Below are 25,839 nucleotides of genomic sequence, written 5' to 3' on the forward strand. Positions count from 1 at the left end.
ATGTCTGAAACTTCCACCAAGCCCTATCTGATCCGCGCTATTTACGAATGGTGCACGGACAATGGTTTTACGCCCTATATCGCCGTATTTGTCGACGGCAACACTAACGTTCCACGAGAGTTCGTCAAGAACAACGAGATCGTGCTGAACGTGAGTTTTGACGCGACCAGCGGCCTGGATATGGGCAATGAGTGGATCGCCTTCAGTGCCCGCTTCGGTGGTGTCTCCCGCAAGATCGAAGTCCCCGTGGAAAACGTGCTGGCCATTTACGCGCGCGAAAATGGCCAAGGTATGGCATTCCCGGTGGAGCGCAGTGTTCCTGAAACGCAGGCCGGCACGGAACGCGAAAACAACCCGCCGCCCAAGCTGGCCTCCGTCGATGCCGACACGTCGCCGCAAGCCTCGACCGACGAGGGCGACAAGGGATCGGACGAAGATCCCACGCCACCTCCCGTCCCGCGTATCGGCGGCAAGAAGCCGTCTTTGAAGGTGGTCAAATAGGCATCGCCAAAGCGCGCCGCATGCAGTAGAATCGCGGCCTGCACCAAACATGCCGGCTTAGCTCATCAGGTAGAGCAGTTGATTTGTAATCATCAGGTGGCGGGTTCGAGTCCTGCAGCCGGCACCAAATTTCTGTGAAAAGCCACGCTCACGCGTGGCTTTTTTGCTTTGGGCATCGCCAATCATTCCTCACTTCATCAATTCGGGAGCGATGGCAATCCCGTGCCGACCCGCACCCCGCTCAAGTCGACATTTTCCCGTTCCGATATCACGTCAGCAGACAAGCGATCAATGGTTGCCCGGTGCGGCCGAGGCGGCGGTGTAGCTTTTCCACCAGTGACTTTTCATCGTCATGGCGACGACGGCCGTCTCGCGCATAATCGGCTTTGCGCCACTTCGACCCTTGCCAAAAAGGGCAGCCATCGCGCCGGTGACCGGCCACGCGGTGCGGATATAACCGGTCAAATTGCGGTGTTTCGTTGGGTTAAACAGGAGGGTCAATCGCTATGCTTAGCAAACTGGGGGGCCAGCGCATTGGGCGCTGGATTGCGGCAATTGTCGTCGGGACACTGGCCGCGTGTGGCGGTGGTGGGGACGATGATGGTGGATCGGTGGTGCGCGTTTCGGAGGCCACCACGCTTTCTCCTTCCGCGCTGATGAGTAGCACAACCGATCCGGCACGATGGATGCCGTCGGTTAACGACACTTGGCAATTGCAGTTGCAAGGCACGATCAATACCAGTTACAACGCCGCGGTTTTTGACATCGATTTATTCGATACGCCGCAAGCCACTATCAATGCATTGAAGGCGCAGGGCAAGCGTGTCGTCTGCTATTTTTCGGCAGGCAGCAGTGAAAACTGGCGGCCCGATTTTTCGAAATTCAAAGCGGCCGACATGGGCAATGCGCTGGACGGCTGGGCTGGCGAGCGCTGGCTCGATACGCGCTCGGCGAATGTGCGTGCCGTGATGATGGCTCGCATGGACCTGGCGAAATCGAAGGGGTGCGACGGCGTCGATCCCGACAATGTCGATGGCTACACGAACAAGCCCGGCTTCCCGCTGACGGCAGCGACGCAACTCGATTACAACCGGTTCCTGGCGACGCAAGCACACGCGCGTGGTCTGGCGGTGGGTCTGAAGAACGGCGTGGCGCAACTATCCGATCTGGCCTCGGCTTTCGATTTTGCGGTCAACGAGCAGTGCTTCCAGTACAACGAATGCAGCGGTTATTCAGCATTTACCGTACAAGGCAAGCCGGTGTTCAACGTCGAGTATCAGACCAAATGGAAGGACGCGACCACGCGCCAGACGCTCTGTGCCAAGGCGAAGGCATTGAGCTTGCGGACACTGGTCTTGCCGTTGGCGCTGAACGACAAATTCCGATATAGCTGCGATTAAGTGGACGGCGGCGGGTGGGCTATCTGCCGCTCGCCTTTTCCATCTCGCGCCACGCCAGATAAAGGCGCGTATCGAATTCCAGTTGGTGATATCGCGGTTCCATATGCTCGCAAAGCCGATAGAACGCCTTGTTGTGATCGGATTCTTTCAGGTGCGCGAGTTCATGCACGACGATCATGCGAAGAAATTCCGGTGGCGCTTCCTTGAATAGCGACGCTACGCGGATTTCCTTTTTCGCCTTGAGCTTACCGCCCTGTACGCGTGAAATTGCCGTGTGCAGACCCAGCGCGTGCTGCGCGGTGTCGAGCCGCGCGTCATAACCGACCTTGTGCAATGGCGGTGCGCTGCGCAGATATTCCTGCTTGATCGCGGCCGTGTATTCGTAGAGTGCGCGATCGGTCTGGACGCTGTGTCGCTCGGGATAGCGGCGGGCAATATGATCGCCCAGCGTACCTGCCGATATGGCGGCGCGCACCTGGTCGAGCACATTGGACGGATAACCGCCCAGAAAACGCATCGGGTCTTTTACGCCCGGTTGCCAGCTGCCCGTCACAGCGATTTAGTGGTGGTGATGATGGTGATGCATCCAGCTGTTATCCATCGAATTCACGAAGGATTCCACAGCGTCCTTGTCACCAGTGGCGTGGCGCATCAGTTCGCCGCATTTGCAGAAACCCTGGTAAGGCGTGATGTGCGAGCAGGCCGACGTCTTCTGCAGATAGAGGGTGACGGGTTTCGTGCACTTCTTGCACTTGAACTTCAGGGTAAGGGCGGGTTTGCTCATTGGAATCGGTGGAAAATCTGCGGAAATGCGAACCCGATATTGTACTTGCCGCGCTCCAAGCGTGCCCAGCGGGCCGTTGCAGGTCGATCGGTTTGCTACACTGCCGCCATTCCCCGAAATCCAACCGAACACGCATCCCATGGCACAGTACGTTTTCACCATGAACCGCGTGGGCAAGATCGTTCCGCCCAAGCGCCACATTCTCAAGGACATTTCGCTGTCCTTTTTCCCCGGTGCCAAGATCGGCGTGCTGGGCCTGAATGGCTCGGGCAAGTCCACGCTGTTGAAGATCATGGCCGGTCTCGACAAGGAGATCGAGGGCGAAGCCACGCCGATGCCGAACCTCAATATCGGCTATCTGCCGCAAGAGCCGCAACTCGATCCCGAGCAGACTGTGCGCGAATCGGTGGAAGCCGCGCTTGGCGGCGTATTCGAAGCGCGCAAGAAACTCGACGAAATCTACGCCGCGTATGCCGAGCCCGATGCGGATTTCGATGCGCTGGCCGCCGAGCAGGCGAAATATGAGGCGATCCTCGCCGCCAGCGATGGCAATAACGCCGAGTTGCAGCTCGATATTGCTGCCGATGCGCTGCGCCTGCCGCCGTGGGACGCGAAGATCGGCAATCTGTCCGGCGGTGAAAAGCGCCGCGTCGCGTTGTGCCGCCTGCTGCTGTCGCGCCCGGACATGCTGTTGCTCGACGAACCGACCAACCACCTCGATGCCGAATCGGTCGACTGGCTCGAACAGTTCTTGACGCGCTTTCCCGGCACCGTGGTGGCTGTCACCCATGATCGCTATTTCCTCGACAACGCGGCCGAATGGATTCTGGAACTCGACCGAGGCCACGGTATTCCGTGGAAGGGCAATTACAGCTCGTGGTTGGAGCAGAAGGAAAATCGCCTGAAGCAGGAAGAGGCCAGCGAATCGGCGCGTCAGAAAGCCCTGAACAAGGAGCTGGAATGGGTGCGCCAAAACCCGAAGGGCCGCCAGGCCAAATCGAAGGCTCGTCTGGCGCGTTTCGACGAACTGAACAGCCAGGAATACCAGAAGCGCAACGAAACCCAGGAAATCTTTATCCCGGTCGGCGAGCGCCTCGGCAACGAAGTCATCGAGTTCGAAAATGTCAGCAAGGGTTATGGCGATCGCCTGCTGATCGACAACCTGAGTTTCAAGGTGCCGCCGGGCGCCATTGTGGGCATCATCGGCCCGAACGGCGCCGGCAAGTCGACCTTTTTCAAGATGCTGACTGGGAAGGAAAAACCGGACAGCGGCGAGATCAAGATCGGACCCACGGTAAAGATGGCGTTTGTCGACCAGAGCCGCGATGCGCTGGACGGCAGCAAGACCGTGTTCGAGGAAATCTCGGGTGGCTCGGACGTCCTGACCGTCGGCCGTTACGAAACCCCGTCGCGCGCCTATATCGGCCGCTTCAATTTCAAGGGCGGCGATCAGCAAAAGACTGTCGGTACATTGTCGGGCGGCGAACGCGGTCGTTTGCATATGGCCAAGACGCTGATCGCGGGCGGCAATGTGCTGCTGCTTGATGAGCCGTCAAACGATCTCGATGTGGAAACGCTGCGCGCGCTGGAAGACGCGTTGCTGGAATTTGCCGGCTGCGTCATGGTGATTTCCCATGATCGTTGGTTCCTGGACCGTATTGCCACCCACATCCTCGCTTTCGAAGGCGATTCGCATGTGGAGTTCTTCCCCGGCAATTATCAGGAATATGAGGCCGACAAGAAGAAGCGTCTGGGCGAAGAGGCCGCCAAGCCGAAGCGCATCCGCTACAAGCCGATCATGCGTTGATGGCAGTCTGAAAGCGCGATCGCTCCGCTCATGGAGCGAAACGCGAGGGGCGATCCCGAAGGCAATATCGTTGCCGCCGGGGTTCGCCCCTTTTTCATATTGGCGTTTCGGCAAGGCGCATCCACGAGCGCCGGTTTTGCCGAGCGTCCCGCCTTTCGTTATGCCCTTACCAGCCGCACCAGCGTAATTTCCGACGGCGCACCGAATCGCTTTGGCGGTCCCCAATATCCGGTGCCACGGCTCACATAAATCCAGAGATTTTCGAGTCGATTCAGCCCGTGCACATATGGCTGCTGCATTGGCACGAACAGATTCCACGGCCAGAACTGTCCGCCATGCGTATGTCCCGACAACTGCAGATCGAAACCCGCGGCAGCGGCGGCCGGGGCGGTGCGCGGCTGATGCGCTAACAGCACGCGTGCCGCGGCATCGGACGGCGCGCCTAGCAGCGCTTGCGCCGGATCGCTGCGATGACTCTCGATGAATCCGCCCGCGGTGAAATCGGTCACACCGCCCAGCACTAGCGACGCATCGCCACGCCGCACCACCACGTGCTCGTTCAGCAGTACGCGCAGTCCCAGGCGTCGCAATTCCGCGATCCATGCTTCAGCGCCCGAGTAATACTCATGGTTGCCGGTGACCACGTAGGCGCCATGCCGCGCCGATAACCGGGCGAACGGCGCGGTGTGGGCCGACAGCTCGCGCACCGACCCGTCGACGAGGTCGCCGGTCACCGCGATCGCATCGGGCTGCAGGCTGTTGACGCGCTCGACGATGCGTTCCAGATACGGCCGCTTGATCGTGGGCCCGACGTGGATGTCGCTGATCTGCGCGATCGTGAAGCCGTGGAATGCATCCGGCAGGTTGGCGATGGGCACGTCGATCTTTACCACTTTGGCCAGACTGCGCGCATTGATGTACCCGATCACGCAAACGGCGATTGCCAGCAGCGCCACCGTCGTCGCGCTGTCGGCGCGCAGCCAGTTCGGCTGCCAGCCCGCAATCGTCGCCACTAGCAGGACAATGTCGCGCAAGAATGTCAGCACCAGAAGCGATGAGAAAAATCCCATCGCGAGCATGCCGATCCAGCTCAGCGCGTCCGCCCAGGTAGTGGACAACCGACGCGCCATCAGCGCGGCAGGAATCAGCAGCGTGGAGGCGATCAGCCAGAGCACGGCCAAGCCATGGACCGCCATCGGCACCGGCAGATCGGGCAACAGCCGCACGCCGATGTAGACATGCAGCGCAGTGACGATGGCGGCCGGAAACAGCAGGGAGCGGCTTAAGCGCCTGGAACTCATGGCGGGGGTTTCAGAGTCGGATTCGGGTGTAGGTGAGGTTGCTGCCGCTCGCCTTCAAGGGCGAATGATTCGCATCTTCAGTGAAATCGGGCCAATCCAGCGAAGCAAGATGCACACCATAGTATTGGCGTGTTGTGCGATCTGTCCGATTTATTTATGACCGATGAATGTTTTCGATGCGCGTTGTTCCCGCCATCGCACTAAATTAGATTCGTCGAGTTGCACGCGTGCCGCATGCTGCCCATCCCTGTCGGAGAATCCATGTCCTTACCCAAGCCGAAGCGTACCCCGATCGGTCAGATGCTGATTGCGGCCGTACTGGTGTCGACCGCCGCGCCCGGCGCACTCGTGATCGGCACGGCTCACGCCCAAGCGGCCAGCACCGCGCAGAAGCTGGCGCCGCTAAGCTGGCCGCGCAACTTCGATGTGGCCAGCGACCATGTCGAGCTATACCAGCCGGAAATCGAAAAGTGGGACGGCAACCGGATCTCGGGTCGCGCGGCGGTGGCGATCGGCGCAAAGCAGGCGACGCCAACCTACGGGGTGGTGCGTTTCTCGGCGCAGGCAGATATCGACAAGCCGTCTTCGCTGGTGCAACTGTCCGATATTCAGATCGATAGCGTCGATGTGCCAACACGCCCCGACGCCGCCGACAAGATTCGCCAGGCGCTGATCGCCCGCCTGTCGCCAAAGGGCCTGACCGTGCCGCTCGAGGAACTGCAGGCCAGCTACGCGGTGTCCCAGCAACTGGCGAAGGCCGACCGCGTACCGGTGAAAAACGATGCGCCGCAGATCCTGTTCGCCACCACGCCGACGATTCTGGTGCATGTGGACGGCGACCCGGTCTGGCGCGCCGTGGAGGGCAGCAGTTATCAGCGCGCCATCAACAGCCGGGCACTTCTGTTGCGCGACGCGAGCAACGAGATGTGGCTGCAGGCGGCCGGTTACTGGTATCGATCGGAATCGGCGGGCGGGGCGTGGGAAGTCGTCGCCAGTCCGCCGGCTGCGCTGCTGGGCGCGGCCGGCAAGATCGCGGCGGCGACTGGCCAGCCCAAGCCCGATCCCATGTTGCCGGCCGATGGCAAAAAGCCGGCGCGCGCGCCGGTCGTGCTGATGGCGACGCGGCCGGCCGAACTGATCATCACGACGGGCGAGCCGCAGATGAAGCCGGTGGGCGGCGCGGGGCTGCTGACGATGGCGAATGCGGACCACGCGGTCTTCGTCGATCCCGCGAACAATCAGACCTACGTACTGATATCGGGCCGATGGTTTCGCGCCTCGATGCTGAACGGTCCGTGGGAATACGTGCCCGGCTCGCAGCTGCCGGCCGACTTCGCAAAGATCTCGCCACAGGATCCCAAGTCCAATGTGCTGGTGTCGGTGCCCGGTACACCCCAGGCGCGCGAGGCGGAAATCGCCGCCACCATTCCGCAGACGGCGTCGGTGTCACGCAGCAAGGCGACCATCGCGGTCACCTACGACGGCACGCCAAAGTTCGAACCTATTTCGGGCACGTCGCTGCACTACGCCGTGAATACCGGCACGCCGGTCATCGAGACCGACAGCTCGCACTATTACGCGGTCGCCAACGGCGTCTGGTTCACGGCCAGCGCGCCGGGCGGCCCGTGGCAGGTTGCCACCGAGGTGCCGTCGGCGATCTACACGATCCCGCCCAGTTCGCCGCTGTACTACGTCACCTATGTGCGGATCTATTCGGTCACGCCGACGACCGTCGTGGTGGGCTACACGCCCGGCTATATGGGCGTGGTGGTGAGCCCGGATGGCACGGTGGTATATGGCACCGGCTACGTCTATCCGCCATACGTCGGCAGCTATTACTACGGCTATCCCGTGACTTATGGATACGGCGCGGGATTCGGCATCGGCGTGGCCGAAGGGTTTGCGTTCGGTTTCGCGGCGGGCGCAATCTGGGGCGCGGCAGCGCCGTACTGGGGCCCGTACTGGTATGGCGGCGCAAGCTTCGTCAATATCAATTCAGCCAACTTCTATGGCCGCTGGGGACAGGGTACGGTGACGCATGCCGAGGGCTGGAACAGCTGGACGGGCACGCAATGGCGCGGCACGGCCGGCGCCGGCTATAACCCGACCACCGGCGCGCGATTCCAGGGTAGCCAGGGCGCGGCATTCAATCCTTATTCCGGCAACTTTGCGGCCGGCAGGCAGGGGTCGTTCGCCAATCCGTCCACCGGGCGCGAAGGCGCGACGCGCGGCGGCGTGGCCGGCAATCAATACACCGGCAATTACGCCGCGGGCCGTCAGGCCGCGGGCTATAACGCGCAGACAGGTCGTGTTGGCGCCGCCGAAGCCGGTGTCGCCGGGAACGCGCAGACCGGACAGTACGCCGCCGGCAGCCGCGGTTTCGTCGCCAATCCGAACAAGGACAACGCAGTGGTCTGGAATAACGGTAACGTCTATGCCGGCCACGACGGCAACGTCTACCAACACACGGACGGCGGATGGCAGAAGCACACCAGCAACGGCTGGGAACCTGTGCAACAGAACAGTGAAGTTCACAACCAGCTCGAACAGCAACGACAGGCGCGCGAAGTGGGCCAGCAGCGCTTTGGCAACGCTGCTGCCCAGCAGTGGCAAGGCAGGTTCGCGCAAGGCGCCGGCGGGCGATTTGGCGGTGGTGGCCACTTCCACGGATTCCGTCGCTAGACGCAGCCCTGGCGCTGCGCCGGCATCGCGCGGTCAGCGTGCTGCGCCTGTCAATGGCGTGCCGACCATTCCGTCTTTCGCACGCCGACGGCGGTGATCAGGCCATACGACGTAATGCCCAGCGCGACGCCGAGGAAATGGCCGTCCAGGCCCATTCCGGCCATATTGGCCAGCAACCAGCCGCCGCCCGCGGCCAGCGCGATGCGGCTCAGGCCGGCGATGATCGGCCAACGCATGCGTCCGGCACCCATCGACGCAAAGTACAGTGCCATGCCAAGGCCGAAGCCTCCAAACGCCGGCCCGACCCACGACAGCGCACGCGCAGCAATGGCCGCGACTTCCGCGTCGCGCGTGAACAGCCGTGCGAACTGCTCCGGCGCCAGACCGACGGCCGCGCCCACGCTCCCGGCGATCAGCAGCGCAAGCAGCGCCCCGACCCACGCGGTGCGGCGCGCCGTATGCCAGTCGCCAGCGCCCACCGCGCGCCCGACCAGCGCGGTCAGCGCCGATCCCACGCCGAAGGCCAGCGGAATCATCAGGAATTCCAGACGCGCCGAAACGCCGTAGGCGGCCACCGCCGTGGTGCCGAAATGCCGCAGTTGCGCGGTCACAAGAATCGTCGTCAGATTGGCTACCGACGCCAGCGCGCACGCCACCAGTCCGACCGAAAGGATCCGGTAGAACAGGGCACCCGACGGCCGGACGCGCAGGGTCGGCACGAACCCCGCACCGCCGCGGATCACCACCCACGCCATCGCCAGCGCCGCGCCCCACGACACCAGCGCCAGTCCCGCTCCGATACCGGCCAGGCCCATGCCGAGCGGCTCGGCAAACCACCATGACACGATCGGAAAGGCGATCCACATGCCGGCCAACACGCGCGCCGCCAACGCATGACGCCCGCCGCCGCGCAGCACTGACGCCAGCGTATTGGCCAGCCACGCGGGCACCGCGCCCGCACCGAACAGCCAGATGGCGTATTGCGCCGCCGCTTCGGCCGCCGTCGCGCCGGCCACTGCGCCGAACACTTCGCGCGGAAATCCGGCCAGCGCAATGGCAAACAGCAAGCCCGCCGTGACCGCGATGATCAGCGCGTGGATCACCAGCGAAGAGGCGTCTTCGCGCTTACCGGCCCCCAGCGCGCGTGCGATGGCCGAGACCACGCCGCCGCCCATCGCGCCGGTGGACATCTGTTGCAGCAGCAGCGCAAACGGCAGCACCACGGCCCAGCCGGCCAGCGCCGACGTGCCTTGACGGGCGGCCAGCCACGTTTCGATCAACTGCGCGCCGGCCTGGAGAAAGGCCACCAGGCTGGTCGGCGCGGCCAGCACAGCAATGCGGCGCGCAATGTCGGCGGAGGAAATCGGTTCGGCCGGCGTCGCGGCACCGCCCAGGGTCATCGCCTCAGGCTTGCTCATCGGCCGCCTCCTTGCTGGGAGCGTTTTCGACGGGCCGATCCTGGCCATCGACATCGCCAAATCTTGCGCGCAGATAACGGCCGGCCCCTGGGCCCGGCCGCACGCGCAGATCGTCCACGCCGATTGCGCTGCCGTCGGCCCGCGTCAGCCGACCGGCGACGATCTCGTTGCCCTCGCGCCGGTCTTCCAGCACCGTCAGCGGCCCCTTTTCATCGGCCAGCCAACGGTCGGCCCACGACTTGAGCGCCACGTAGACGGGAAAGAAGTCGCGTCCCATCTCGGTCAACTGGTACACATGGCGCGCGCCGCCGCCCGGCGCCGGCACTTTCGCCAGCAGCCCGTGCTCCACCAGCGTCTTGAGGCGCGCGCTGAGGATGTTGGGCGCAATGCCCAGATGCTTCTCGAATTCATCGAAACGCGAACTGCCGTAATACGCCTCGCGCATCAGCAGGATGGCCCAGCGCTCACCCAGCATCGCCATCGAACGGGCGACAGGGCAGGGCATGCTGGCAAAGTCTGTAGGCGCCATGGTCTCCCTTTTTTACTTTTGAAATGCAAGTTTAGGGAATCATAGCTTGCAAATCGCAAGTGTGCCGGGATTTTGTTTTTACGCGGCCGAGAACACCTCCAGCCCGGCGATCGCGTCGCGAAGGAATCCGATCAGGGCCCGCGTGGCCATCGACAGATGCGGGTTGGGCGTGGTGATGATGTAAAGCCGGTTTCCCAGCCCTTCGGGTTTCCAGTCCGGCAGCACCGGCACCAGCGACCCGCGCCGCACATCGTCCCAGCCCATGTAGCGCGGCAGCAGGCTGATGCCGTGGCCCTGGCGCACCGCGTTCATCAGGAACGGAAAGTGTTCGGATTGCAGATAGGGTGTGATCTCGACATCCTCGCGTTCCGGCCCGCATGTCGAATCCCGACCCAGGGTCAATAAGAATCGTCTGGATGTGTATGGCGGGCACAGGAAGCGGCACGCGGTCAGATCGGCGGGCTTGTTCAGTAGCGGCACCCGGGCCAGATATTCGGGCGATGCGCACAGTTGCCAGCGGATCGCGCAGACTTCGCGCGCCACGGTATCGAGCGGCGGTTCGGACGTCACCTTCAACGCGACATCGATCTCGGCGGCGATCAGATCGGTGACGCGGTTGGCAAAGAACACGCGCAGCGAGATGCCCGGATGTCGTTCGGCAAACTGCAGCAGCAGCGGCGCGATGAACGCATCGCCAAGGCCGGTCGGCACGCTGACGCGCACGTGGCCGCGCAGGGTTTTGCCCAGACTGTCGATTTCGGCGCGCGCGGCGGCGACTTCCTGCAGGATGCGCAAGCCATGCTCATACAGCGACTGGCCCGCGTCGGTCATTTCGAGCCGGCGGGTGGTTCGCCGCAACAGCATCGTCCCGGCCTGCTCCTCCAACTGGGCCAACTGGCGGCTCACCTGGGAACGCGTGACGCCGCGCCGCCGGCCGGCTTCCGCCAGATTGCCGGCCTCGACGATATCCACAAAAGCTTGAACAAGATTGAGGTCCATGCGACGAATCCGAAAGCAACGTCAAGTTTGACGCAACATTGTGATTCCGCTGGAAGGGATTGTCGATGCAGGCGCGCGTCGTTAAAGTGATCCGCTGCTAGTCATAAGGCAATTACAAGGAGACATCGCATGGCCGCAGACCTCTGGTTCGAATCATTGCATCGCGCGGGCGCGGACGTACTGGATCGCGGCACGAGGCTGGCGGGCGGACTGGGGCAGTTGGGGTTGGGCGAGGGCGGCGTGGTGGCGGTGCTGCTTCGTAACGATCCCGTTTTTGCCGACGTGGTGTTTGCCTGCCGCACGGCGGGCACCTACTACTGCCCCATTAACTGGCACTTCACGGCCGAGGAAGTGCGATTCCTGCTGCACGATAGCGGCGCGCGCGTGTTGATTGCCGATGCCGATCTCCTTCCGGCCGTGCAGGCGGTGCTACCGCCCGGAATGGTGGTGTTGAGCGTCAATGGCGCGCACCCCGATGCAATTGAATATGAGCCGTGGCTCCAGACGCGAGCCCCCTACGACGGGCCGCGCGTTGCGCCGCGCGGGCACCTGGCCTATACGTCCGGCACGACCGGGCGGCCGAAGGGCGTGCTGCGCCAGCCCGTGCCGCTCGACCAGCTCGATGATCAGCTCGCCCGCATGCGGTCTGTCGTAGCCAAGGCGATCGGCATCGTTCCCGGATGCCGCGCGCTGATGTCCGCGCCGCTCTATCACAGCGCGCCAAGCGTATTTGTGCAGAATGCCTTGCAGATCGCGGAGCGGCTGGTCCTTACGCCGCGCTTCGATCCGGAGCAGGTCCTGGCGCTGGTCGAAAAGCACCGCATCGACGTGCTTTATCTGGTGCCGATCATGTACGTGCGGCTGCTGAAGTTGCCGCCGGAAGTGCGCGCCCGGTACGACCTGTCATCGATTCGCTTTGTGGCGTCGACCGGGTCGCCGTGCGCCCCGGAAACCAAGCGCGCCATGCTCGAGTGGTTCGGACCGGTGATTCACGAAACCTACGCGTCGAGCGAAGCCGGCATGATCACCGTGGCCACGCCTGCCGACGCGTTGTCGCGCCCAGGCACGGCAGGACGTCCCGTCGACGATGCCAGTATTCGGATCCTGAGTGAGGACGGCAAGCCGTGCGCGCCCGGCGAAGTGGGGCTGGTCTATGTCCGCCAGCCCGCGTATCCCGACTTCACCTATCTGAACAACGATGCGGCACGGCGCGCCATCGATGTCGACGGCCGCGTCGCGCTGGGCGACCTTGGCTATGTCGATGCCGACGGCTACCTGTTCATCTGCGATCGGGCCTCGGATATGGTGATTTCCGGCGGCGTGAACATCTACCCGGCCGAGATCGAGCATGAACTTGCGAACTATCCCGGCGTGGCAGATTGCGTGGTGTTTGGCGTGCCTGACGACGAATACGGCGAGCGACTGCATGGCGTGATCCAGCCGGTTGCGGGCGCCAGCGTCGCGCCTGAAGCGGTTGTGGAGTGGTTACGTGGGCGGCTTTCCGGCTTCAAGGTGCCGCGCACCATCGAGATCGTCGCGCAATTGCCGCGCGACGAAACCGGCAAGCTCGCCAAGCGGCGATTGCGCGATCAGCATTGGGCCGGCCGCCAACGGCGCGTATAGCCGCGGTCGATTGGCGTCGCCGATTGCCGCTTTCCAGAGCCCGCTTTCGAAGCGCATCGCCAACGCAACAAACAACAAAGAAGACACAGGAGACAACACATGAATCGAAGAATCTTGCTGATGCTGGCCGCCGCGCTCGGCGTCGCTGTCGCCGCGCCCGCAACGTTCGCGGCGTGGCCGGAGCGTCCGATCAAACTGGTTGTGCCTTACACGCCGGGCGGATCCACTGACCAGTTCGGCCGCGCGCTGGCCGAAGGCATGACGCGTGGGCTGAAGCAGCCAGTTGTGGTGGAGAATCGCCCCGGCGCCAATACGATGGTCGGCACGCAGAGCGTGGCCCGTGCGCAGCCCGACGGCTACACGGTGCTGATGGGCACCAGCGCCAGCATGGTGCTGAATCCGCTGCTCTACAAGAAGACGGGATACGACCCGAAGGACTTCAAGGTCATCCTGATTGGCATCGAAGTGCCGTTGGTGGTGGTCACCAACAATCAGGTGCAGGCCAGCAACCTCAAGGACTTTGCCGCGTATGCCAAGGCAGCCGGCGGCAAACTCAACTATTCGTCGGTGGGACTTGGCAATCCGCTGCAATTGGCGACGGAAATGTTGAAGTCCGAACTCGGCATCGACATGACGCATGTGCCGTACAACGGCAGCGCACCCGCGTTGTCGGCATTGCTGGCCAACGATGTGCAATTGATGGTCGATGTGGTCAGCACATCGCTGCCGCATATCAAGGCGGGCAAGCTCAAGGCGCTGGCCGTGACCGGGCGCTCGCGGCTCGAGGTGCTGCCGAACGTGCCGACGGTGGCGGAAAGCGGCCATCCGAATTTCCATGCCGCGACATGGTTCGGCCTTGCGGTGCCCGCGCAGACCCCGCCGGAAGCCGTCGCCAAGCTGCAGGCCGCTGCGTCGCATGTCCTGACCGAAGCCGCGTTCCGCAACACGTTTAGCGCGCTGGGATTACTGGTGCAAGCGCCGCGCACCCAGGCCGAAATCGATCGCTACGTGGCTGCCGACCGCGAAAGCTGGGGAAAGGTCATTCGGGATAACCACATCAGCCTGGACTGACGGCTGAAACTGCGGGTGCCACTGCCACTGCCACTGCCAATGTCGATGTCGATGTCGATGGCGATGGCGATGGCGATGGCGATGGCGATGGCGATGTTGGAAGTCGGTGGCGATGGCAGATGGCATCCAGCGGCAGTCGGCTGGCCGATGGGGCGTATAGTTCGGGGTGGTCGACGTGGTCTCGCTGCGTCGACGACTTCGCCCCCTTCAGTTCCACGCACGCTGCCGCATTCCCGCCATGACAGATTCTGTCGAGCCGCCTGATTCTTCTTCATCGGACGCTTCGCGCTCTGCGCATCCTTCTTCGTCTTCCGCTTCCAGATCGGGCGCAACGGTTTCCGATGCGGCTGCACCGTCTGAATCGTCCGGCGCATCATCGGCGCGGCCGGAGCCCGCTATGGGCCCGCCGACGCGTGCGGATCGCCTGCGCGAGCTCCGTCTGCGCGCGCGCAGGGCGGCGGATCGAAAGAGTCGGCAGGTTGGACGCATCTCGCGCACGTCGATGCGGTATGCGGTGTTCATGTGCGGCGCCGGCGGCGTGGCCGCGTTTTCGATGGTGTTCGCCTATATCGCCGAACTGGCGCTGCGTTGGAATGCTTCGGTCACCAGAGCCACGCCATGGCTGGCGTTCGTCATGCTGCCGTTTGGCCTTGCCGCGTTGCGCTGGCTGACGATCCGCTTTGCCCCGCAGGCGCGCGGCAGCGGCATTCCGCAAGTCATTGCGGCGGTGACACTGGCGCCCGCGAGTACGGCGCAGACCGTGCTCGTGTCGTTCCGTCAGTCGATGTGGAAGGTGTTGCTGACCACGGGCGCGCTGCTGGCCGGCGCGTCGGTCGGGCGCGAGGGGCCGTCGGTGCAGGTCGGCGCGGCGGCAATGCTCTCGTGGGGGCGCTGGTGTCACGAGAAGCTGCAGTTCCGGATCGGCTTCCATCCGAATGCGTTGATCGCCGCGGGTGCGGCGGGCGGACTCGCCGCGGCGTTCAATACGCCGCTGGCCGGCGTGGTGTTCGCCATCGAGGAACTGGGCCGCGGCACGGCTGTGCGCTGGGACAGGGTGGTGCTGTCCGGCGTGCTGACCGCGGGCTTTCTTTCATTGGCCATATTCGGCAACAACCCCTACTTCAGCGTCAAGGTGCCGATGCTGGTGCTGACCAGCGCGTGGGGACCGGTGCTGCTTTGCGCGGTGGTCAACGGCGTGATGGGCGGCCTGTTTGCAAAAATCCTGATCGCCGGCGTACCGGGCCTGGCGCCGCGCGCGTGGCGCGGCTGGCTGTCGGAGCATCCGGTGGCAGTGGCCTTCGGTTGCGGGCTGGTGGTGGCGGCGTTGGGCTGGGCCACGGCCGGCGCCACCTTTGGCACCGGTTATGAGCAGGCATCCGGACTCATCAACGGCGAATCGCACAGCACGCTGTGGTTTGGCATTGCCAAGTTCGTGGCGACCGTTGTGTCGTATTTCGCCGGCATTCCCGGCGGGATCTTCACGCCTTCGCTGGCAATCGGCGCCGGCATCGGCGAAAACATCGCGCATTTCATGACCGGCATGGCCGAACCGCGCGTGCTGGCGCTGGTCTCGATGGCTGCGTTCCTGGCGGCGGCCACGCAGGCGCCGATCACGGCCAGCGTGATCGTCATGGAAATGACGCGCACGCAGGATCTGACCATCTATCTGCTCGCGGCTTCGCTGCTGGCGTCGTTCCTGTCGCGACAGTTCAATCCGCATCCGTTCTATCACCATATGGGCCACGCGTTCCGCCGCGAAGCGATGGCGATCGGCCGCCGGCAACCGTCGCCGTAACAGCCTGTTACAGACCGTTGCGGGCGCGCCGCTGAAGTGTCCGTTCGAACGATCGACCCGATGGCGGCGCTATCGGCGATGTCTTACCATGTGCCGCGCGCGCACCGGCGGCAGCAGATCGCCAAGCCGCGCCTGTGTACCGGCGGCACATTGACTCGTCGGTGAAGTGGGCTTCGACGCCTTTCGGGGAGCAGGACATGGCCACGCAACGACCGGGCGGTACGCGCCCAACCGCCGCGCAACAACGCCCGCCGCACGGCTCGGCGCAAAGCGCGCCGCGCAAGCCGGCCGTGCCGGCGCCGGACCTCGCCGCGGATACCGCCATCTGGCACACGCGCGGTCTGCAGACCAACTCGCGCATGCGCGCGCCGCTGGTGCAACGCACGCCCGTGCGCCAGTTGCCGCCGAGCCCCGTGCCGCGTCTTATCCTTTGGGCCGTGCTGATTGGCATCGCACTGGTATGCTTCCAGACCGTGAAGCATATGCTCCGTTAATTCCTGTCGGTTAGGCATCACACCGTGATGCCAGCCAGACCCGGCAGGAACCCTCAACACGGAGCGGGCTCCAAAGCGGAGCCTATTTCAGGAGCGTGTTTTGAGATTTACTGTTGCCGGGCTGGCCGTGGCTGCCCTGCTGGCGAACGTTGTCGCCCATGCCGCACCCGCAGCGCCCGCCGCTGCCTCTACCGCCGCGCCCGCTGTGGCCCCGAGCGCCGCATCGATTATCGAAGGCAAGGACAAGTTTTCGACGATGCTCGATACGCTCGAAATTGGTAGCCCGTTGCCTGCGCTGCCCGATTGCGCAGATCATCGGTCGCCGGACGGCAAGGATGTCAACGCCTACTGCGTGGAATTGCGCGGTGACGGCGTCATGCGCCAGGTTGGCGTGCCGCGTGACAAGCGTCCAACCTTCATGGATGGTCCGCGACTGGTGGCGTTTGTCGACGGTAATGCGTTGGTGGGCCTGATCGTGCCGACCGATGGCATCCGATCCCAGGACGCTGCCGCGCAGGCCCTGAACGCACGGTACGGCAAACCGTTTCGCCAGGAAAACATCGACATGAAGGACAAGGCGGGCAAGCCGGTGAAGAGCATTCACGCCGGCTGGATGCGCAAGCCGCTGACTGTCGAGCTTTACGCGATTCCCGAAAATCCCAGCGAGGGCACGATCGAACTGCTGCTGCCGCAGGCGCGCGCATTGATGGCCAACCGCGATGCCGACGTGGCGAAGGCGCTGGCGCCGCCGCCGGCCTCGGCCGCCGCGGCGAAGAAGGGTGACAAACCGGAGAAAGCCGAGAAAGCCGAGAAATCGGACAAGGCGGATAAGGCCGACAAGAAAGCGCCCGCCAAGCCGATCAACCCGGGCAGCTGGTAAGCCAGCGGCGCGCGGGTGGGCTTGGCGAGCGGGGCGGCTTCAGAGGCCGTCCATGACCTTGTCGAGCCCGCGCACCACGCCGCGCAACGTATGCACGCGGCGAATTGCCAGTAGCGCCCCGGAAACATAGGGCTTCGATCCGTCGCCCGCTTCGTGCTTGATGTGCAGGCGCTGTCCGTCGGCGCCGAAAATCACTTCGACGCCAAGCTGATAGCCCGGCAACCGCACGGCATGCACTTGCGTGCCGGACATCGTTGCGCCGCGTGTTTCGCGCGGGCCGCTGACCTGATCGACAGGCACCGCCTGGGCCGCCTGCTTGATCTCGCCGAGCCGGAATGCAAGCTCGCGCACCGTGCCCGATGGCACGTCGACCTTGCCAGCCTTGGCATAGTCGATGATTTCCCAATGATCGAGATGGCGCGCCGCCATCTCGGCAAATTTCTGCAGCAGCACCACCGTGATGGCGAAGTTGCCGCACGCAAGCACGCCGCGGTCGGCCTTGCGCGCGGCCGCGTCGATGTCGGCGTAGTCTTCGTCGGAAAGCCCCGATGTGCCAACCACCACATGCGCGCCATGGGCCAGCGCCTGCAGAATGTTCTGCTTGGCGACGGCCGGCTTGGTGTATTCCACATACACGTCATAGGGGGTGGTGCCCAGCGCGTCGATGCTGGCGGCGGCCACGCCCGGGGTGTCCCGGTGGCCGGTCAGGCTCGCAAGCGGCTGTCCGGCCGCGCCGCGTGACAGGCCGCCCACCAGCGTCATATCGGACGCATGCGCCACGCCGCGCGCCAGTTCCGCGCCCGCCCAGCCCGTCACGCCGCCCACCACCACGCGAATACGATCGCTCATTGCTGTCCTCCGAATCGTTGCAAGGGCTGCAAGCATAGCGCGGCGCAATGTTCCGCGCCGGGCCGGGCGCATTCGCGGGTTGCCGAAGGGCGTGATCGGACGATTGCGCGGGCGCCTGCTAATCGGCCGCGCGTCGGCGGTCGATCTTCCTGGCCAGCACGATCGACGTCGTGGTGTGGTTCACGCCATCGAGCATACCGATCTCGTCGAGCAATTTATCGAGCCGTGCATGCGTGTCGCAACGGATCACAGCCATGTAGTCGACGGGGCCGCTGACGGAATTAAGCTCTTCCACCTCCGGCAGCCGCTGCAGCGCGCGCACCACGCCGGGCGCGGCCTTCGGCTGCACCGACAGGCCGCAGAAGGCCAGGATGGCGTTGTCCTCCATCCGGCTGCCGAGGCGCACGCCATACCCGGCAATCACGCCGGTCCGTTCCAACCGGGCAATGCGGGCCACCACGGTCGTGCGCGCGATGCCCAGCGCGCGCGACAGGTTGGCCGCGCTTTCCCGCGCGTTGGCTTGCAGCAGCGCCAGCAAGTGGCGATCGGTCTGATCGAGGTCGGCCATCGTTGTCACCTGACGATTCGTCGAATTACTACGTCGATACGACCGATTATGCCGGGCTTTCGTCAATCTTGTGGCTATAAAACGTGCGTCACGCTGCTCATACTTCAGTCATCCCTGCGATTACTGACGGAGTCCGCCATGCAACTTTCCTCGCTGGGTCCCGCCGCCGTGCGTGACCTGACCGCCGCGCCGCGGCCGCTTTCGGTTGTCGTGCTGGGCGCCGGAAAGATCGGGCGCGTGATCGCCACGATGCTGGCCGATAGCGGCGACTACCGCGTTTGCCTGGTCGATCATGATGCCCATCGGCTGGACGGCCTGCCGCGCGCGATTGCCGTGCGGGCTGGCGATCCCACCGAGCCGGGCACGTGCGCGGCGCTGCTCGCGGGTGCCGACGCGGTGCTGAACGCCTTGCCGTTTCACGCGGCGGTGCACGTGGCGACGGTTGCGGCGCGCCTGGGCGTGCATTATTTCGATCTGACCGAGGACGTCGCCGCCACGCACGCGATCCGCGCGCTGGCCAATGACGCACGTTCGGTGCTGATGCCGCAGTGCGGGCTGGCGCCCGGTTTCATCGGCCTGGTCGGTAACGACCTGGCCCAGCAATTTCTACGCGGCGGCGGCGAGCTGCTTGAGCTGCGCATGCGCGTGGGCGCGTTGCCGCGCTATCCAAGCAATGCGCTCAAGTACAACCTGACGTGGAGCACCGAAGGGCTGATCAACGAATACTGCAATCCGTGCGAGGCGATCGTCGATGGTCGTCGCGTGGAACTGCCCGCGCTGGAAGGACTCGAGACATTTGCGCTGGACGGCGTGGAATACGAAGCCTTTAATACCTCGGGTGGGCTGGGCACGCTGCCCGAGACACTAGGCGGCCGCGCGCGCCAGGTCGACTACAAGTCGATCCGCTATCCGGGTCACTGCGCGCAGATGAAGCTGCTGTTGAACGATTTGCGTATGCGCGAACGGCGGGACTGGTTGCGCGATATCTTCGAACACGCGATCCCGGTCACCCAGCAGGACGTGGTGATTGTGTTTGCCAGCGCCACCGGCCATCCGCCGGGCGTGAAAGGCCAGGGCAAGCGCGGGCCGCTGACGCAGGCATCGTTCTCGGCGCGCATCGGCGGCATGGACGATTTTGCCAGCCTCGGCCACGTCAATGCGATCCAGCTGACCACCGCCGCGGGCATTTGCACGGCGCTGGATCTGGTCGCGACCGGTGTGCTGCCGCAGGCGGGATTCGTGCGGCAGGAATCGATGCCGCTCGATCGATTCCTCGCCAATCGCTTTGGTCAGCATTACGCGCGCCATCCGCTACAGGAGACACTCGCATGAAGGCACAGGAAATTGCCGACTGCTTTCGGGCCATGGGCCAGGCGCAGCCATGGGCCGGCGCGCAACATGTCGCGTCGGGTCAGTTGGGCGTGAGTTCGCCGATCGATGGCGAAATGTTCGGCACGTTGCCGGTGTGCTCGCCGGCCGATGCCGATGCGCAGATCGCGCGGGCGCACGCCGCGCAAAGCCTCTGGGCGCTGACACCGGCGCCGGCGCGCGGCGAAGTGGTGCGGCGTTTCGGCGAAACGCTGCGCACCCACAAGGACGCGCTGGGCCGCCTGGTGGCGCTGGAAGCCGGCAAGATCTTGCAGGAAGGGCTGGGCGAAGTGCAGGAGATGATCGATATCTGCGATTTCGCGGTGGGTTTGTCGCGCCAGCTACATGGTTTGACGATTGCGTCCGAGCGGCCCGCCCATGCAATGCGCGAGACCTGGCATCCGTATGGGCTGTGCGGCGTGATTTCGGCCTTCAATTTTCCGGTCGCGGTGTGGGCGTGGAACGCGGCGCTGGCGCTGGTGTGCGGCAATGGCGTGGTGTGGAAGCCGTCCGAAAAAACACCGCTGTGCGCGCTGGCCGCGCAGGCTCTGCTCGATCGCGTGATCGACGGGCACGCCCCACAGTTTGCGGGGCTGAGTTGCGTGTTGATCGGCGGGCGCCAGCTTGGCCAGCTTCTGGTGCAGCATCCGTCGGTGCGGCTGATGAGCGCGACCGGATCGACGCGCATGGGCCGCGAAGTGGGCATGGCCTGCGCCGCGCATTTCAAGCGCGCGATCCTCGAACTGGGCGGCAACAACGCCGCGATCGTTGCGCCGTCGGCCAATCTGGAATTGACGCTGCGAGCGATGACGTTCGCGGCGGCCGGCACGGCTGGGCAACGCTGCACCACGCTGCGACGCGCCTTCGTGCATGTGGACTTGATTGCAACCGTGACGCAGCGCCTGCGCCAGGTGTACGCGCGCCTGCCGGTGGGCGATCCGCTGCAGGGCGGCACGCTGGTCGGCCCTTTGATCGACACCGCGGCGGGCGACGCGATGGCCAATGCGCTGGCAAGCTGCCGCGCGCAGGGCAACGTCGTGCATGGCGGCGAACGGCTGCTGGTCGATCGCTTTCCGCATGCGTGCTACGTGCGTCCGGCGCTGGTGCTGACGGACACGCAGCACGACACGATGCTGACCGAGACCTTTGCGCCGATTCTCTACCTGATGCCCTACACCTCGCTCGACGAGGCGATTGCGCTCAACAACGCCGCGTCGCATGGACTGTCGTCGTGCATCTTTACGGAATCGCTGCGCGAGGCCGAAACGTTCCTGTCCGCGGCCGGCAGCGACTGCGGCATCGCCAACGTGAACATCGGCACCAGCGGAGCGGAAATCGGCGGCGCCTTTGGCGGAGAAAAGGCAACCGGCGGCGGGCGGGAATCGGGCTCCGATGCGTGGAAGGGCTACATGCGGCGTGCCACCAATACCGTCAACTACGGCGATGCACTGCCACTGGCGCAGGGCATCCGCTTCGACGTCTGAAGCCGGAGACGCTGTGCGCTTACATTCGGCGAGACGTTGCGAATCGTAACAAGGGTTACAGCAGCTTGACGCTGTATTACCAAAGCCGCCCGTATAACGTTCTTAAGGGCAGTGCATTGATGGATCTCAATGCCTGTGAAAAAAGGACGTCGCAATGAAAGCAAAATGGATGGTGACGGGTTTGGCAGTGGCCGGCGCGGCAATGCTGGGCGGATGCGCCGTATATCCCACGCCGTATGGTCCGGCGGTTGAACCCGCACCGGTCGCGGTTGCGCCCGCGCCGGTCTATGTCGGCCCGCCTGCCGTGGTGGTCCGGCCGTATTACGGCGGATACTATGGCGGCTACTACGGACGCCGCTACCGGCACTGGTAAGCGGGCGCCCAGCGCGCCGGACAGTGTCGAATAGCGACGATGGCCCGCGCGCGTCCCGTAGCGCGCGCCGGCACTGGCTGGCGGACGGCACGACGGCATGATTGCAGGCGGCGAGGGCGCCACCAGGTGCCCAGGAACGGCGCAACGGATGCGCGCCAGCGGTGGTGCTAGGGAAGCGGAGCGCTGTTCAGCCCGGGCCAGCCCGGCGCCAGCGTTTCACCGATATCGCGCAGATCCACCAGATCGAGCACGCGCCCGACCGTGTGGTCGACCAGTTCGGCGATCGACTGCGGCTTTTGATAAAAGCCGGGAACCGGCGGGAAGATGATGCCTCCCATTTCCGTCACGGCCGTCATATTGCGCAGATGCGCAAGATTCAACGGCGTTTCCCGCACCATCAGCACCAGTTTGCGACGCTCCTTGAGCGTGACGTCGGCCGCGCGCGTGATGAGATTGTCGGAAAGGCCGTGGGCAATGGCGGCCAGCGTGCGCATCGAACATGGCGCGACGATCATCGCTTGGGCGCGGAACGATCCGCTGGCAATGGTCGCGCCGACATCGCGCACGTTGTGCACCACATCGGCCAGCGCCTCGACTTCCGCTCGGCCGATGTCGAGTTCGTGCTGCAGGTTCATGATGCCGGCGGGCGAGATCAGCAGGTGGGTTTCCACGCCGCTCACATCCCGCAGCACCTGCAGGAGCCGGACGCCATAGATAGCGCCGGTTGCGCCCGTGATGGCGACGATCAGCCGTTGCGGCGCGCCGCCTGCATGCATCACGGACATGGTGGGCTGCGGGCTCAGGCCTTCAGCAGCGATTGCAGTTCGCCGTTCTGGTACATCTCCATCATGATGTCCGAACCGCCGACGAACTCGCCGTTCACGTAAAGCTGGGGGATCGTCGGCCAGTTGGCGTATTCCTTGATGCCCTGGCGGATGCCGTCGTCCTCGAGCACGTTGACCGTGGTCGGGGCGTCCACGCCGCATGCCTTCAGGATCTGGATGGCGCGGCCCGAAAAGCCGCACATCGGGAATTGCGCCGTGCCCTTCATGAACAGGACCACGGGGCTGCCCTTCACGATCTGGTCGATCTTCTGTTGTACGTCACTCATGATCAAATGTTCCGGTTGCGCGCGACGCCAGGCAGGCATCGCAGAAATGGGGGATTGGCTCGGGATTTTACCGGAATCGCGCCCGGCCTTCAGGCCAGCGCTTTGCGGCGAACGCGCTACGTGGCCAGTCCGCCGGATTGCCGGGCCTAGTGCGGCCGGCGGCCGCCGCTGCAGCGTTCGTTGCCGCCCAGATCGCGGGCGGTGAATACGTCGAAGAAACCGGCGGTCGTCAGCAGGTGACGCGTGGCGTAGCCCTGATCGTAACCGTGCTCCAGCAACAGCCAGCCGCCCGGCAGCAGATGATCCGGCGCGCCCGCCACGATCTGTGCAAGGTCGGACAGGCCGTCGTCATGATCGGTCAGCGCATCGATCGGCTCGAAACGCAGGTCGCCTTCGGCCAGATGCGGGTCGCTTTCGGCAATGTAGGGCGGATTGCTGACGATTAAATGGAACCGCTCGTTGTCCGGCAGCGCCTTGTACCAGTCGGACGCGAGGAAGCGGATGTTGTCGGCCTGCAGCGCCCGGGCGTTGTCCTGCGCTACCGTCAACGCGCCGGCCGACACATCGGTGGCCCACACTTCGGCGTCGGGTCGTTCGCGCGCGATGGTCACGGCCAGCACGCCCGAGCCGGTGCCCATGTCCAGCACGCGCGGCGCGTGGATATCGGCAAGACGGGCCAGCGATGCTTCCACGGCGACCTCGGTGTCGGGGCGCGGGATCAGAACGTCTGGCGTGACGCGGAAGGTGCGGCCAAAAAATTCGCGCTGGCCCAGCAGGTACGCCATCGGCTCGCCCGTCAGCCGTTTGGCCAGCAGCGTCGAAAATGCATCACGTTGTGCTGCATCCAGTTGTTGGTGATCGCGTGTGATCAACTGCGTGCGCGTCAGCCCGGTGACGTGGCACAGCAGCATGCGCGCCTCCAGCGCCGGCAAGCCAGCCATGGCGGCGAGGATCAGGGCTTCGCGCACGGTGGGATCAGCCGAGAGCGCACCTGGAGCATTGGAGGGCATTGTTTTACGTCTGGGTATAACGGATTGCGTACGTGCAAAAAACCCCGCCGGGCGTCAGCCAGACGGGGTTTTTTGCGCCGCTTCGCGGAAGGTGTCTAGTGTAAGCCGTTTGGCGCTTGGATTCGACACCTCCCTGCGTAGGGCTTTTACTTGTTGACGGCGTCCTTGGCCTTGTCGGCCGTGGTGTTGACGGCGTCCTTGGCGGCTTCCTTGGCCTGCGCCATGGCGTTGCCGGCGTCAACCTTGGCCTTCTCGGCGGCCACGGAGACATCGGCGGCAGCGCCGCTGGCGGCTGCCTTGGCTGCGTCGGCTGCATTCGCTGCCGCGGCGGCGGCGTCGCTGGCGGCGGCCTTGGCCGATTCCGCAGCGCTTTGCATCGCGCTGTCGGCATTGGTTTGGGGGGCTTCTTCCTTCTTGCTGCAGGCCGCCACAGCGGCGGTCATCATCAGAATCGCGAGCAACTTTTTCATGATTTCGTCCTTGGGTTTGTTTGTTGGAGGAGTGGCATCCACCCAGACTTCGAGGGCCCGTCAGTCGGTCTATTGAAAAGTGACGTATCGGGTGGTCTGGTCGAAATCGATTATAGACAGCGGTATTTGACAAGCCAGTGCTGTTTCAAGCATTTACCTCAGTTACAAAGCATCACGCGTCGTCCCCCAGCGCGGCGAGCTGGTCGGCCTGGTGCTCGGCGGCAAGTGCGGATATCAGTTCGTCCATGTCGCCGTCCATGATCATGTCGATCTTGTAGAGCGTGAGGTTGATGCGGTGATCGGTCACGCGGCCCTGGGGAAAATTGTAGGTACGGATGCGGTCGCTGCGGTCGCCCGAACCGATCAGGTTGCGCCGCGTGTTCGCCTCCTTGGCCTGCGCCGCACGCATTTGCATGTCCTTGATGCGCGCCGCCAGCACCTTCATCGCCTTTTCCTTGTTGCGATGCTGGCTGCGATCGTCCTGGCACTCCACCACGATGCCGGTGGGCAGGTGGGTCAGGCGCACGGCGGAATCGGTCTTGTTGACGTGCTGGCCGCCGGCGCCGGACGCGCGGAACGTATCGACGCGCAGGTCCGAAGGATTGATCTCGACCTCGCCGACTTCGTCGGCTTCAGGCATCACCGCCACGGTGCACGCCGATGTATGGATGCGGCCCTGGGCCTCGGTGGCCGGCACGCGCTGCACGCGATGCCCGCCCGATTCAAACTTCAGTTTCGAAAACGCGGCGTCGCCGGCGATCCGCACGATCACTTCCTTGTAGCCGCCCAGGTCCGACTCGGACTCGCTCATGACTTCCACCTGCCAGCGCTGACGTTCCGCATAGCGCGTGTACATGCGCAGCAGATCGGCGGCAAATAGCGCGCTTTCCTCGCCGCCGGTGCCTGCGCGGATTTCCAGCAACAGATTGCGATCGTCGTTCGGGTCCTTGGGCAACAGCAGCGTCTGCAGGTTCTTTTCAAGCGTTTCGAGACGCGCGCGCGCGGCGTCGATCTCGTCGGCGGCAAAGTCCTTCATCTCCGGATCGCCCAGCAGCGCCTCGGCCGTGGCCAGATCTTCCTGCGCCTGGCGATATTGGCCGTACTGCTCGGCCACTGGCGACAATTCGGCGTGCTCGCGCGACAGCTTGCGGTACTGGTTGATGTCTGCCGTGGCGTTTTCGTGCGCAAGCAGGGCGTTGACTTCATCGAGTCGCTCGGCCAGTTGGTCGAGCTTGTTGAGCATGCTGGCTTTCATGGGTTAGGCGGAATTCGTGGCATTGGCACAACGCGGGCGATTGTGCGGAAGCGGCAGGCATTGGCCG

27 protein-coding genes and 1 tRNA gene are annotated in these 25,839 nt (G+C 64.2%); 13 read left to right on the top strand and 15 right to left on the bottom strand.

Annotation, left to right across the window (positions count from 1 at the left end; all coding sequences use genetic code 11):
• Together F7R19_RS13240 and F7R19_RS13245 are read left to right on the top strand one after the other, a co-directional pair.
• The gene (locus F7R19_RS13240; RefSeq protein ID WP_150980931.1) at nucleotides 1-501 is read left to right on the top strand and encodes a ClpXP protease specificity-enhancing factor; all 501 of its coding nucleotides are present in this window, start codon (nucleotides 1-3) and stop codon (nucleotides 499-501) included.
• Nucleotides 502-552: 51 nt separating this feature from the next.
• Nucleotides 553-628 (top strand) — tRNA-Thr (locus tag F7R19_RS13245).
• A 161-nt stretch (nucleotides 629-789) separates the two neighbouring features.
• Here F7R19_RS13245 and F7R19_RS13250 read toward each other — a convergent pair.
• Nucleotides 790-1,002, bottom strand: coding sequence for a hypothetical protein (locus tag F7R19_RS13250; protein ID WP_150980932.1), 213 nt, complete (start codon nucleotides 1,000-1,002; stop codon nucleotides 790-792).
• 5 nt (nucleotides 1,003-1,007) lie between these two features.
• Between F7R19_RS13250 and F7R19_RS13255 the strand changes: the two genes are divergently transcribed.
• On the top strand, nucleotides 1,008-1,901 hold the full coding sequence (locus F7R19_RS13255) for an endo alpha-1,4 polygalactosaminidase (RefSeq protein ID WP_150980933.1): 894 nt from the start codon (nucleotides 1,008-1,010) through the stop codon (nucleotides 1,899-1,901).
• 19 nt (nucleotides 1,902-1,920) lie between these two features.
• On the opposite strand, the gene F7R19_RS13260 is transcribed toward F7R19_RS13255, so the two are convergent.
• Both F7R19_RS13260 and F7R19_RS13265 read right to left on the bottom strand, forming a co-directional pair.
• Nucleotides 1,921-2,418: a M48 family metallopeptidase gene (locus tag F7R19_RS13260; protein ID WP_150980934.1), complete on the bottom strand. Its 498-nt coding sequence runs from the start codon at nucleotides 2,416-2,418 to the stop codon at nucleotides 1,921-1,923.
• Between the two features lie 42 nt (nucleotides 2,419-2,460).
• Nucleotides 2,461-2,685 carry a hypothetical protein gene (locus tag F7R19_RS13265; protein WP_061953311.1) on the bottom strand — a complete coding sequence of 75 codons (225 nt, stop codon included), beginning with the start codon at nucleotides 2,683-2,685 and terminating at the stop codon, nucleotides 2,461-2,463.
• Nucleotides 2,686-2,824: 139 nt separating this feature from the next.
• Here F7R19_RS13265 and ettA point away from each other — a divergent pair, with 139 nt between their 5' ends.
• Entirely contained in the window at nucleotides 2,825-4,492 is a 1,668-nt protein-coding gene (ettA, locus tag F7R19_RS13270; protein ID WP_061953309.1) for an energy-dependent translational throttle protein EttA, read from the top strand.
• 158 nt (nucleotides 4,493-4,650) lie between these two features.
• On the opposite strand, the gene F7R19_RS13275 is transcribed toward ettA, so the two are convergent.
• A complete protein-coding gene (locus tag F7R19_RS13275; RefSeq protein WP_061953307.1) occupies nucleotides 4,651-5,793 on the bottom strand; it encodes a metallophosphoesterase in 1,143 nt (380 codons plus the stop codon).
• 261 nt (nucleotides 5,794-6,054) lie between these two features.
• On the opposite strand from F7R19_RS13275, the gene F7R19_RS13280 reads away from it, so the two are divergent.
• Nucleotides 6,055-8,475 carry a carbohydrate-binding family V/XII gene (locus F7R19_RS13280; RefSeq protein ID WP_150980935.1) on the top strand — a complete coding sequence of 807 codons (2,421 nt, stop codon included), beginning with the start codon at nucleotides 6,055-6,057 and terminating at the stop codon, nucleotides 8,473-8,475.
• A gap of 50 nt (nucleotides 8,476-8,525) precedes the next feature.
• On the opposite strand, the gene F7R19_RS13285 is transcribed toward F7R19_RS13280, so the two are convergent.
• From F7R19_RS13285 to F7R19_RS13295, 3 genes are all read right to left on the bottom strand, one after another.
• Nucleotides 8,526-9,875: an MATE family efflux transporter gene (locus F7R19_RS13285; protein WP_407648858.1), complete on the bottom strand. Its 1,350-nt coding sequence runs from the start codon at nucleotides 9,873-9,875 to the stop codon at nucleotides 8,526-8,528.
• A 4-nt stretch (nucleotides 9,876-9,879) separates the two neighbouring features.
• Complete coding sequence (locus F7R19_RS13290; protein ID WP_061953303.1) at nucleotides 9,880-10,422, bottom strand: winged helix-turn-helix transcriptional regulator; 543 nt, start codon at nucleotides 10,420-10,422, stop codon at nucleotides 9,880-9,882.
• 78 nt (nucleotides 10,423-10,500) lie between these two features.
• Nucleotides 10,501-11,421 carry a LysR family transcriptional regulator gene (locus F7R19_RS13295; RefSeq protein WP_150980937.1) on the bottom strand — a complete coding sequence of 307 codons (921 nt, stop codon included), beginning with the start codon at nucleotides 11,419-11,421 and terminating at the stop codon, nucleotides 10,501-10,503.
• Between the two features lie 129 nt (nucleotides 11,422-11,550).
• Here F7R19_RS13295 and F7R19_RS13300 point away from each other — a divergent pair, with 129 nt between their 5' ends.
• Both F7R19_RS13300 and F7R19_RS13305 read left to right on the top strand, forming a co-directional pair.
• On the top strand, nucleotides 11,551-13,044 hold the full coding sequence (locus F7R19_RS13300) for an AMP-binding protein (RefSeq protein ID WP_061953299.1): 1,494 nt from the start codon (nucleotides 11,551-11,553) through the stop codon (nucleotides 13,042-13,044).
• Between the two features lie 99 nt (nucleotides 13,045-13,143).
• The gene (locus F7R19_RS13305) at nucleotides 13,144-14,115 is read left to right on the top strand and encodes a Bug family tripartite tricarboxylate transporter substrate binding protein (protein ID WP_150980938.1); all 972 of its coding nucleotides are present in this window, start codon (nucleotides 13,144-13,146) and stop codon (nucleotides 14,113-14,115) included.
• A 207-nt stretch (nucleotides 14,116-14,322) separates the two neighbouring features.
• Here F7R19_RS13305 and F7R19_RS30170 read toward each other — a convergent pair whose 3' ends face one another.
• Nucleotides 14,323-14,637, bottom strand: a complete 315-nt coding sequence (locus tag F7R19_RS30170; protein WP_223505969.1) for a hypothetical protein — start codon at nucleotides 14,635-14,637, stop codon at nucleotides 14,323-14,325.
• Between F7R19_RS30170 and F7R19_RS13310 the strand changes: the two genes are divergently transcribed.
• The 3 genes from F7R19_RS13310 to F7R19_RS13320 all read left to right on the top strand — a co-directional run bounded on the left by F7R19_RS13310 (nucleotide 14,555) and on the right by F7R19_RS13320 (nucleotide 17,284).
• The gene (locus F7R19_RS13310; RefSeq protein WP_233474140.1) at nucleotides 14,555-15,910 is read left to right on the top strand and encodes a chloride channel protein; all 1,356 of its coding nucleotides are present in this window, start codon (nucleotides 14,555-14,557) and stop codon (nucleotides 15,908-15,910) included. The two genes, F7R19_RS30170 and F7R19_RS13310, sit on opposite strands and share 83 nt — an antisense overlap.
• A 197-nt stretch (nucleotides 15,911-16,107) precedes the next feature.
• On the top strand, nucleotides 16,108-16,404 hold the full coding sequence (locus tag F7R19_RS13315; RefSeq protein ID WP_150980939.1) for a hypothetical protein: 297 nt from the start codon (nucleotides 16,108-16,110) through the stop codon (nucleotides 16,402-16,404).
• Nucleotides 16,405-16,504: 100 nt separating this feature from the next.
• Entirely contained in the window at nucleotides 16,505-17,284 is a 780-nt protein-coding gene (locus F7R19_RS13320) for a hypothetical protein (RefSeq protein ID WP_061953292.1), read from the top strand.
• A gap of 39 nt (nucleotides 17,285-17,323) precedes the next feature.
• Here the strand turns inward: F7R19_RS13320 and dapB are convergent, their stop codons facing one another.
• Both dapB and F7R19_RS13330 read right to left on the bottom strand, forming a co-directional pair.
• On the bottom strand, nucleotides 17,324-18,133 hold the full coding sequence (gene dapB, locus F7R19_RS13325) for a 4-hydroxy-tetrahydrodipicolinate reductase (RefSeq protein ID WP_061953290.1): 810 nt from the start codon (nucleotides 18,131-18,133) through the stop codon (nucleotides 17,324-17,326).
• A 118-nt stretch (nucleotides 18,134-18,251) separates the two neighbouring features.
• A complete protein-coding gene (locus F7R19_RS13330) occupies nucleotides 18,252-18,701 on the bottom strand; it encodes an Lrp/AsnC family transcriptional regulator (RefSeq protein WP_061953288.1) in 450 nt (149 codons plus the stop codon).
• Between the two features lie 138 nt (nucleotides 18,702-18,839).
• Between F7R19_RS13330 and F7R19_RS13335 the strand changes: the two genes are divergently transcribed.
• The 3 genes from F7R19_RS13335 (at nucleotide 18,840) to F7R19_RS13345 (ending at nucleotide 21,926) form a co-directional block, all read left to right on the top strand.
• Nucleotides 18,840-20,033, top strand: coding sequence for a saccharopine dehydrogenase C-terminal domain-containing protein (locus tag F7R19_RS13335; protein WP_150980940.1), 1,194 nt, complete (start codon nucleotides 18,840-18,842; stop codon nucleotides 20,031-20,033).
• A gap of 32 nt (nucleotides 20,034-20,065) precedes the next feature.
• Nucleotides 20,066-21,553 carry an L-piperidine-6-carboxylate dehydrogenase gene (gene amaB / locus F7R19_RS13340; RefSeq protein ID WP_407648857.1) on the top strand — a complete coding sequence of 496 codons (1,488 nt, stop codon included), beginning with the start codon at nucleotides 20,066-20,068 and terminating at the stop codon, nucleotides 21,551-21,553.
• Nucleotides 21,554-21,707: 154 nt separating this feature from the next.
• Nucleotides 21,708-21,926: a hypothetical protein gene (locus F7R19_RS13345; RefSeq protein WP_223505858.1), complete on the top strand. Its 219-nt coding sequence runs from the start codon at nucleotides 21,708-21,710 to the stop codon at nucleotides 21,924-21,926.
• Nucleotides 21,927-22,093: 167 nt separating this feature from the next.
• Here the strand turns inward: F7R19_RS13345 and F7R19_RS13350 are convergent, their stop codons facing one another.
• From F7R19_RS13350 to prfA, 5 genes are all read right to left on the bottom strand, one after another.
• A complete protein-coding gene (locus F7R19_RS13350; protein WP_150980942.1) occupies nucleotides 22,094-22,711 on the bottom strand; it encodes a UbiX family flavin prenyltransferase in 618 nt (205 codons plus the stop codon).
• A 14-nt stretch (nucleotides 22,712-22,725) separates the two neighbouring features.
• A complete protein-coding gene (gene grxD / locus F7R19_RS13355) occupies nucleotides 22,726-23,037 on the bottom strand; it encodes a Grx4 family monothiol glutaredoxin (protein ID WP_061953372.1) in 312 nt (103 codons plus the stop codon).
• A 146-nt stretch (nucleotides 23,038-23,183) separates the two neighbouring features.
• Entirely contained in the window at nucleotides 23,184-24,047 is an 864-nt protein-coding gene (gene prmC, locus F7R19_RS13360; protein WP_061953279.1) for a peptide chain release factor N(5)-glutamine methyltransferase, read from the bottom strand.
• A 146-nt stretch (nucleotides 24,048-24,193) separates the two neighbouring features.
• Nucleotides 24,194-24,517 carry a hypothetical protein gene (locus F7R19_RS13365; protein ID WP_061953277.1) on the bottom strand — a complete coding sequence of 108 codons (324 nt, stop codon included), beginning with the start codon at nucleotides 24,515-24,517 and terminating at the stop codon, nucleotides 24,194-24,196.
• Between the two features lie 172 nt (nucleotides 24,518-24,689).
• Nucleotides 24,690-25,772 carry a peptide chain release factor 1 gene (gene prfA / locus F7R19_RS13370; RefSeq protein WP_150980943.1) on the bottom strand — a complete coding sequence of 361 codons (1,083 nt, stop codon included), beginning with the start codon at nucleotides 25,770-25,772 and terminating at the stop codon, nucleotides 24,690-24,692.
• Nucleotides 25,773-25,839 lie beyond the last annotated feature (67 nt).

Origin of the sequence: Cupriavidus pauculus (assembly GCF_008801835.1) — a bacterium.
GTDB classification, from domain to species: domain Bacteria; phylum Pseudomonadota; class Gammaproteobacteria; order Burkholderiales; family Burkholderiaceae; genus Cupriavidus; species Cupriavidus pauculus.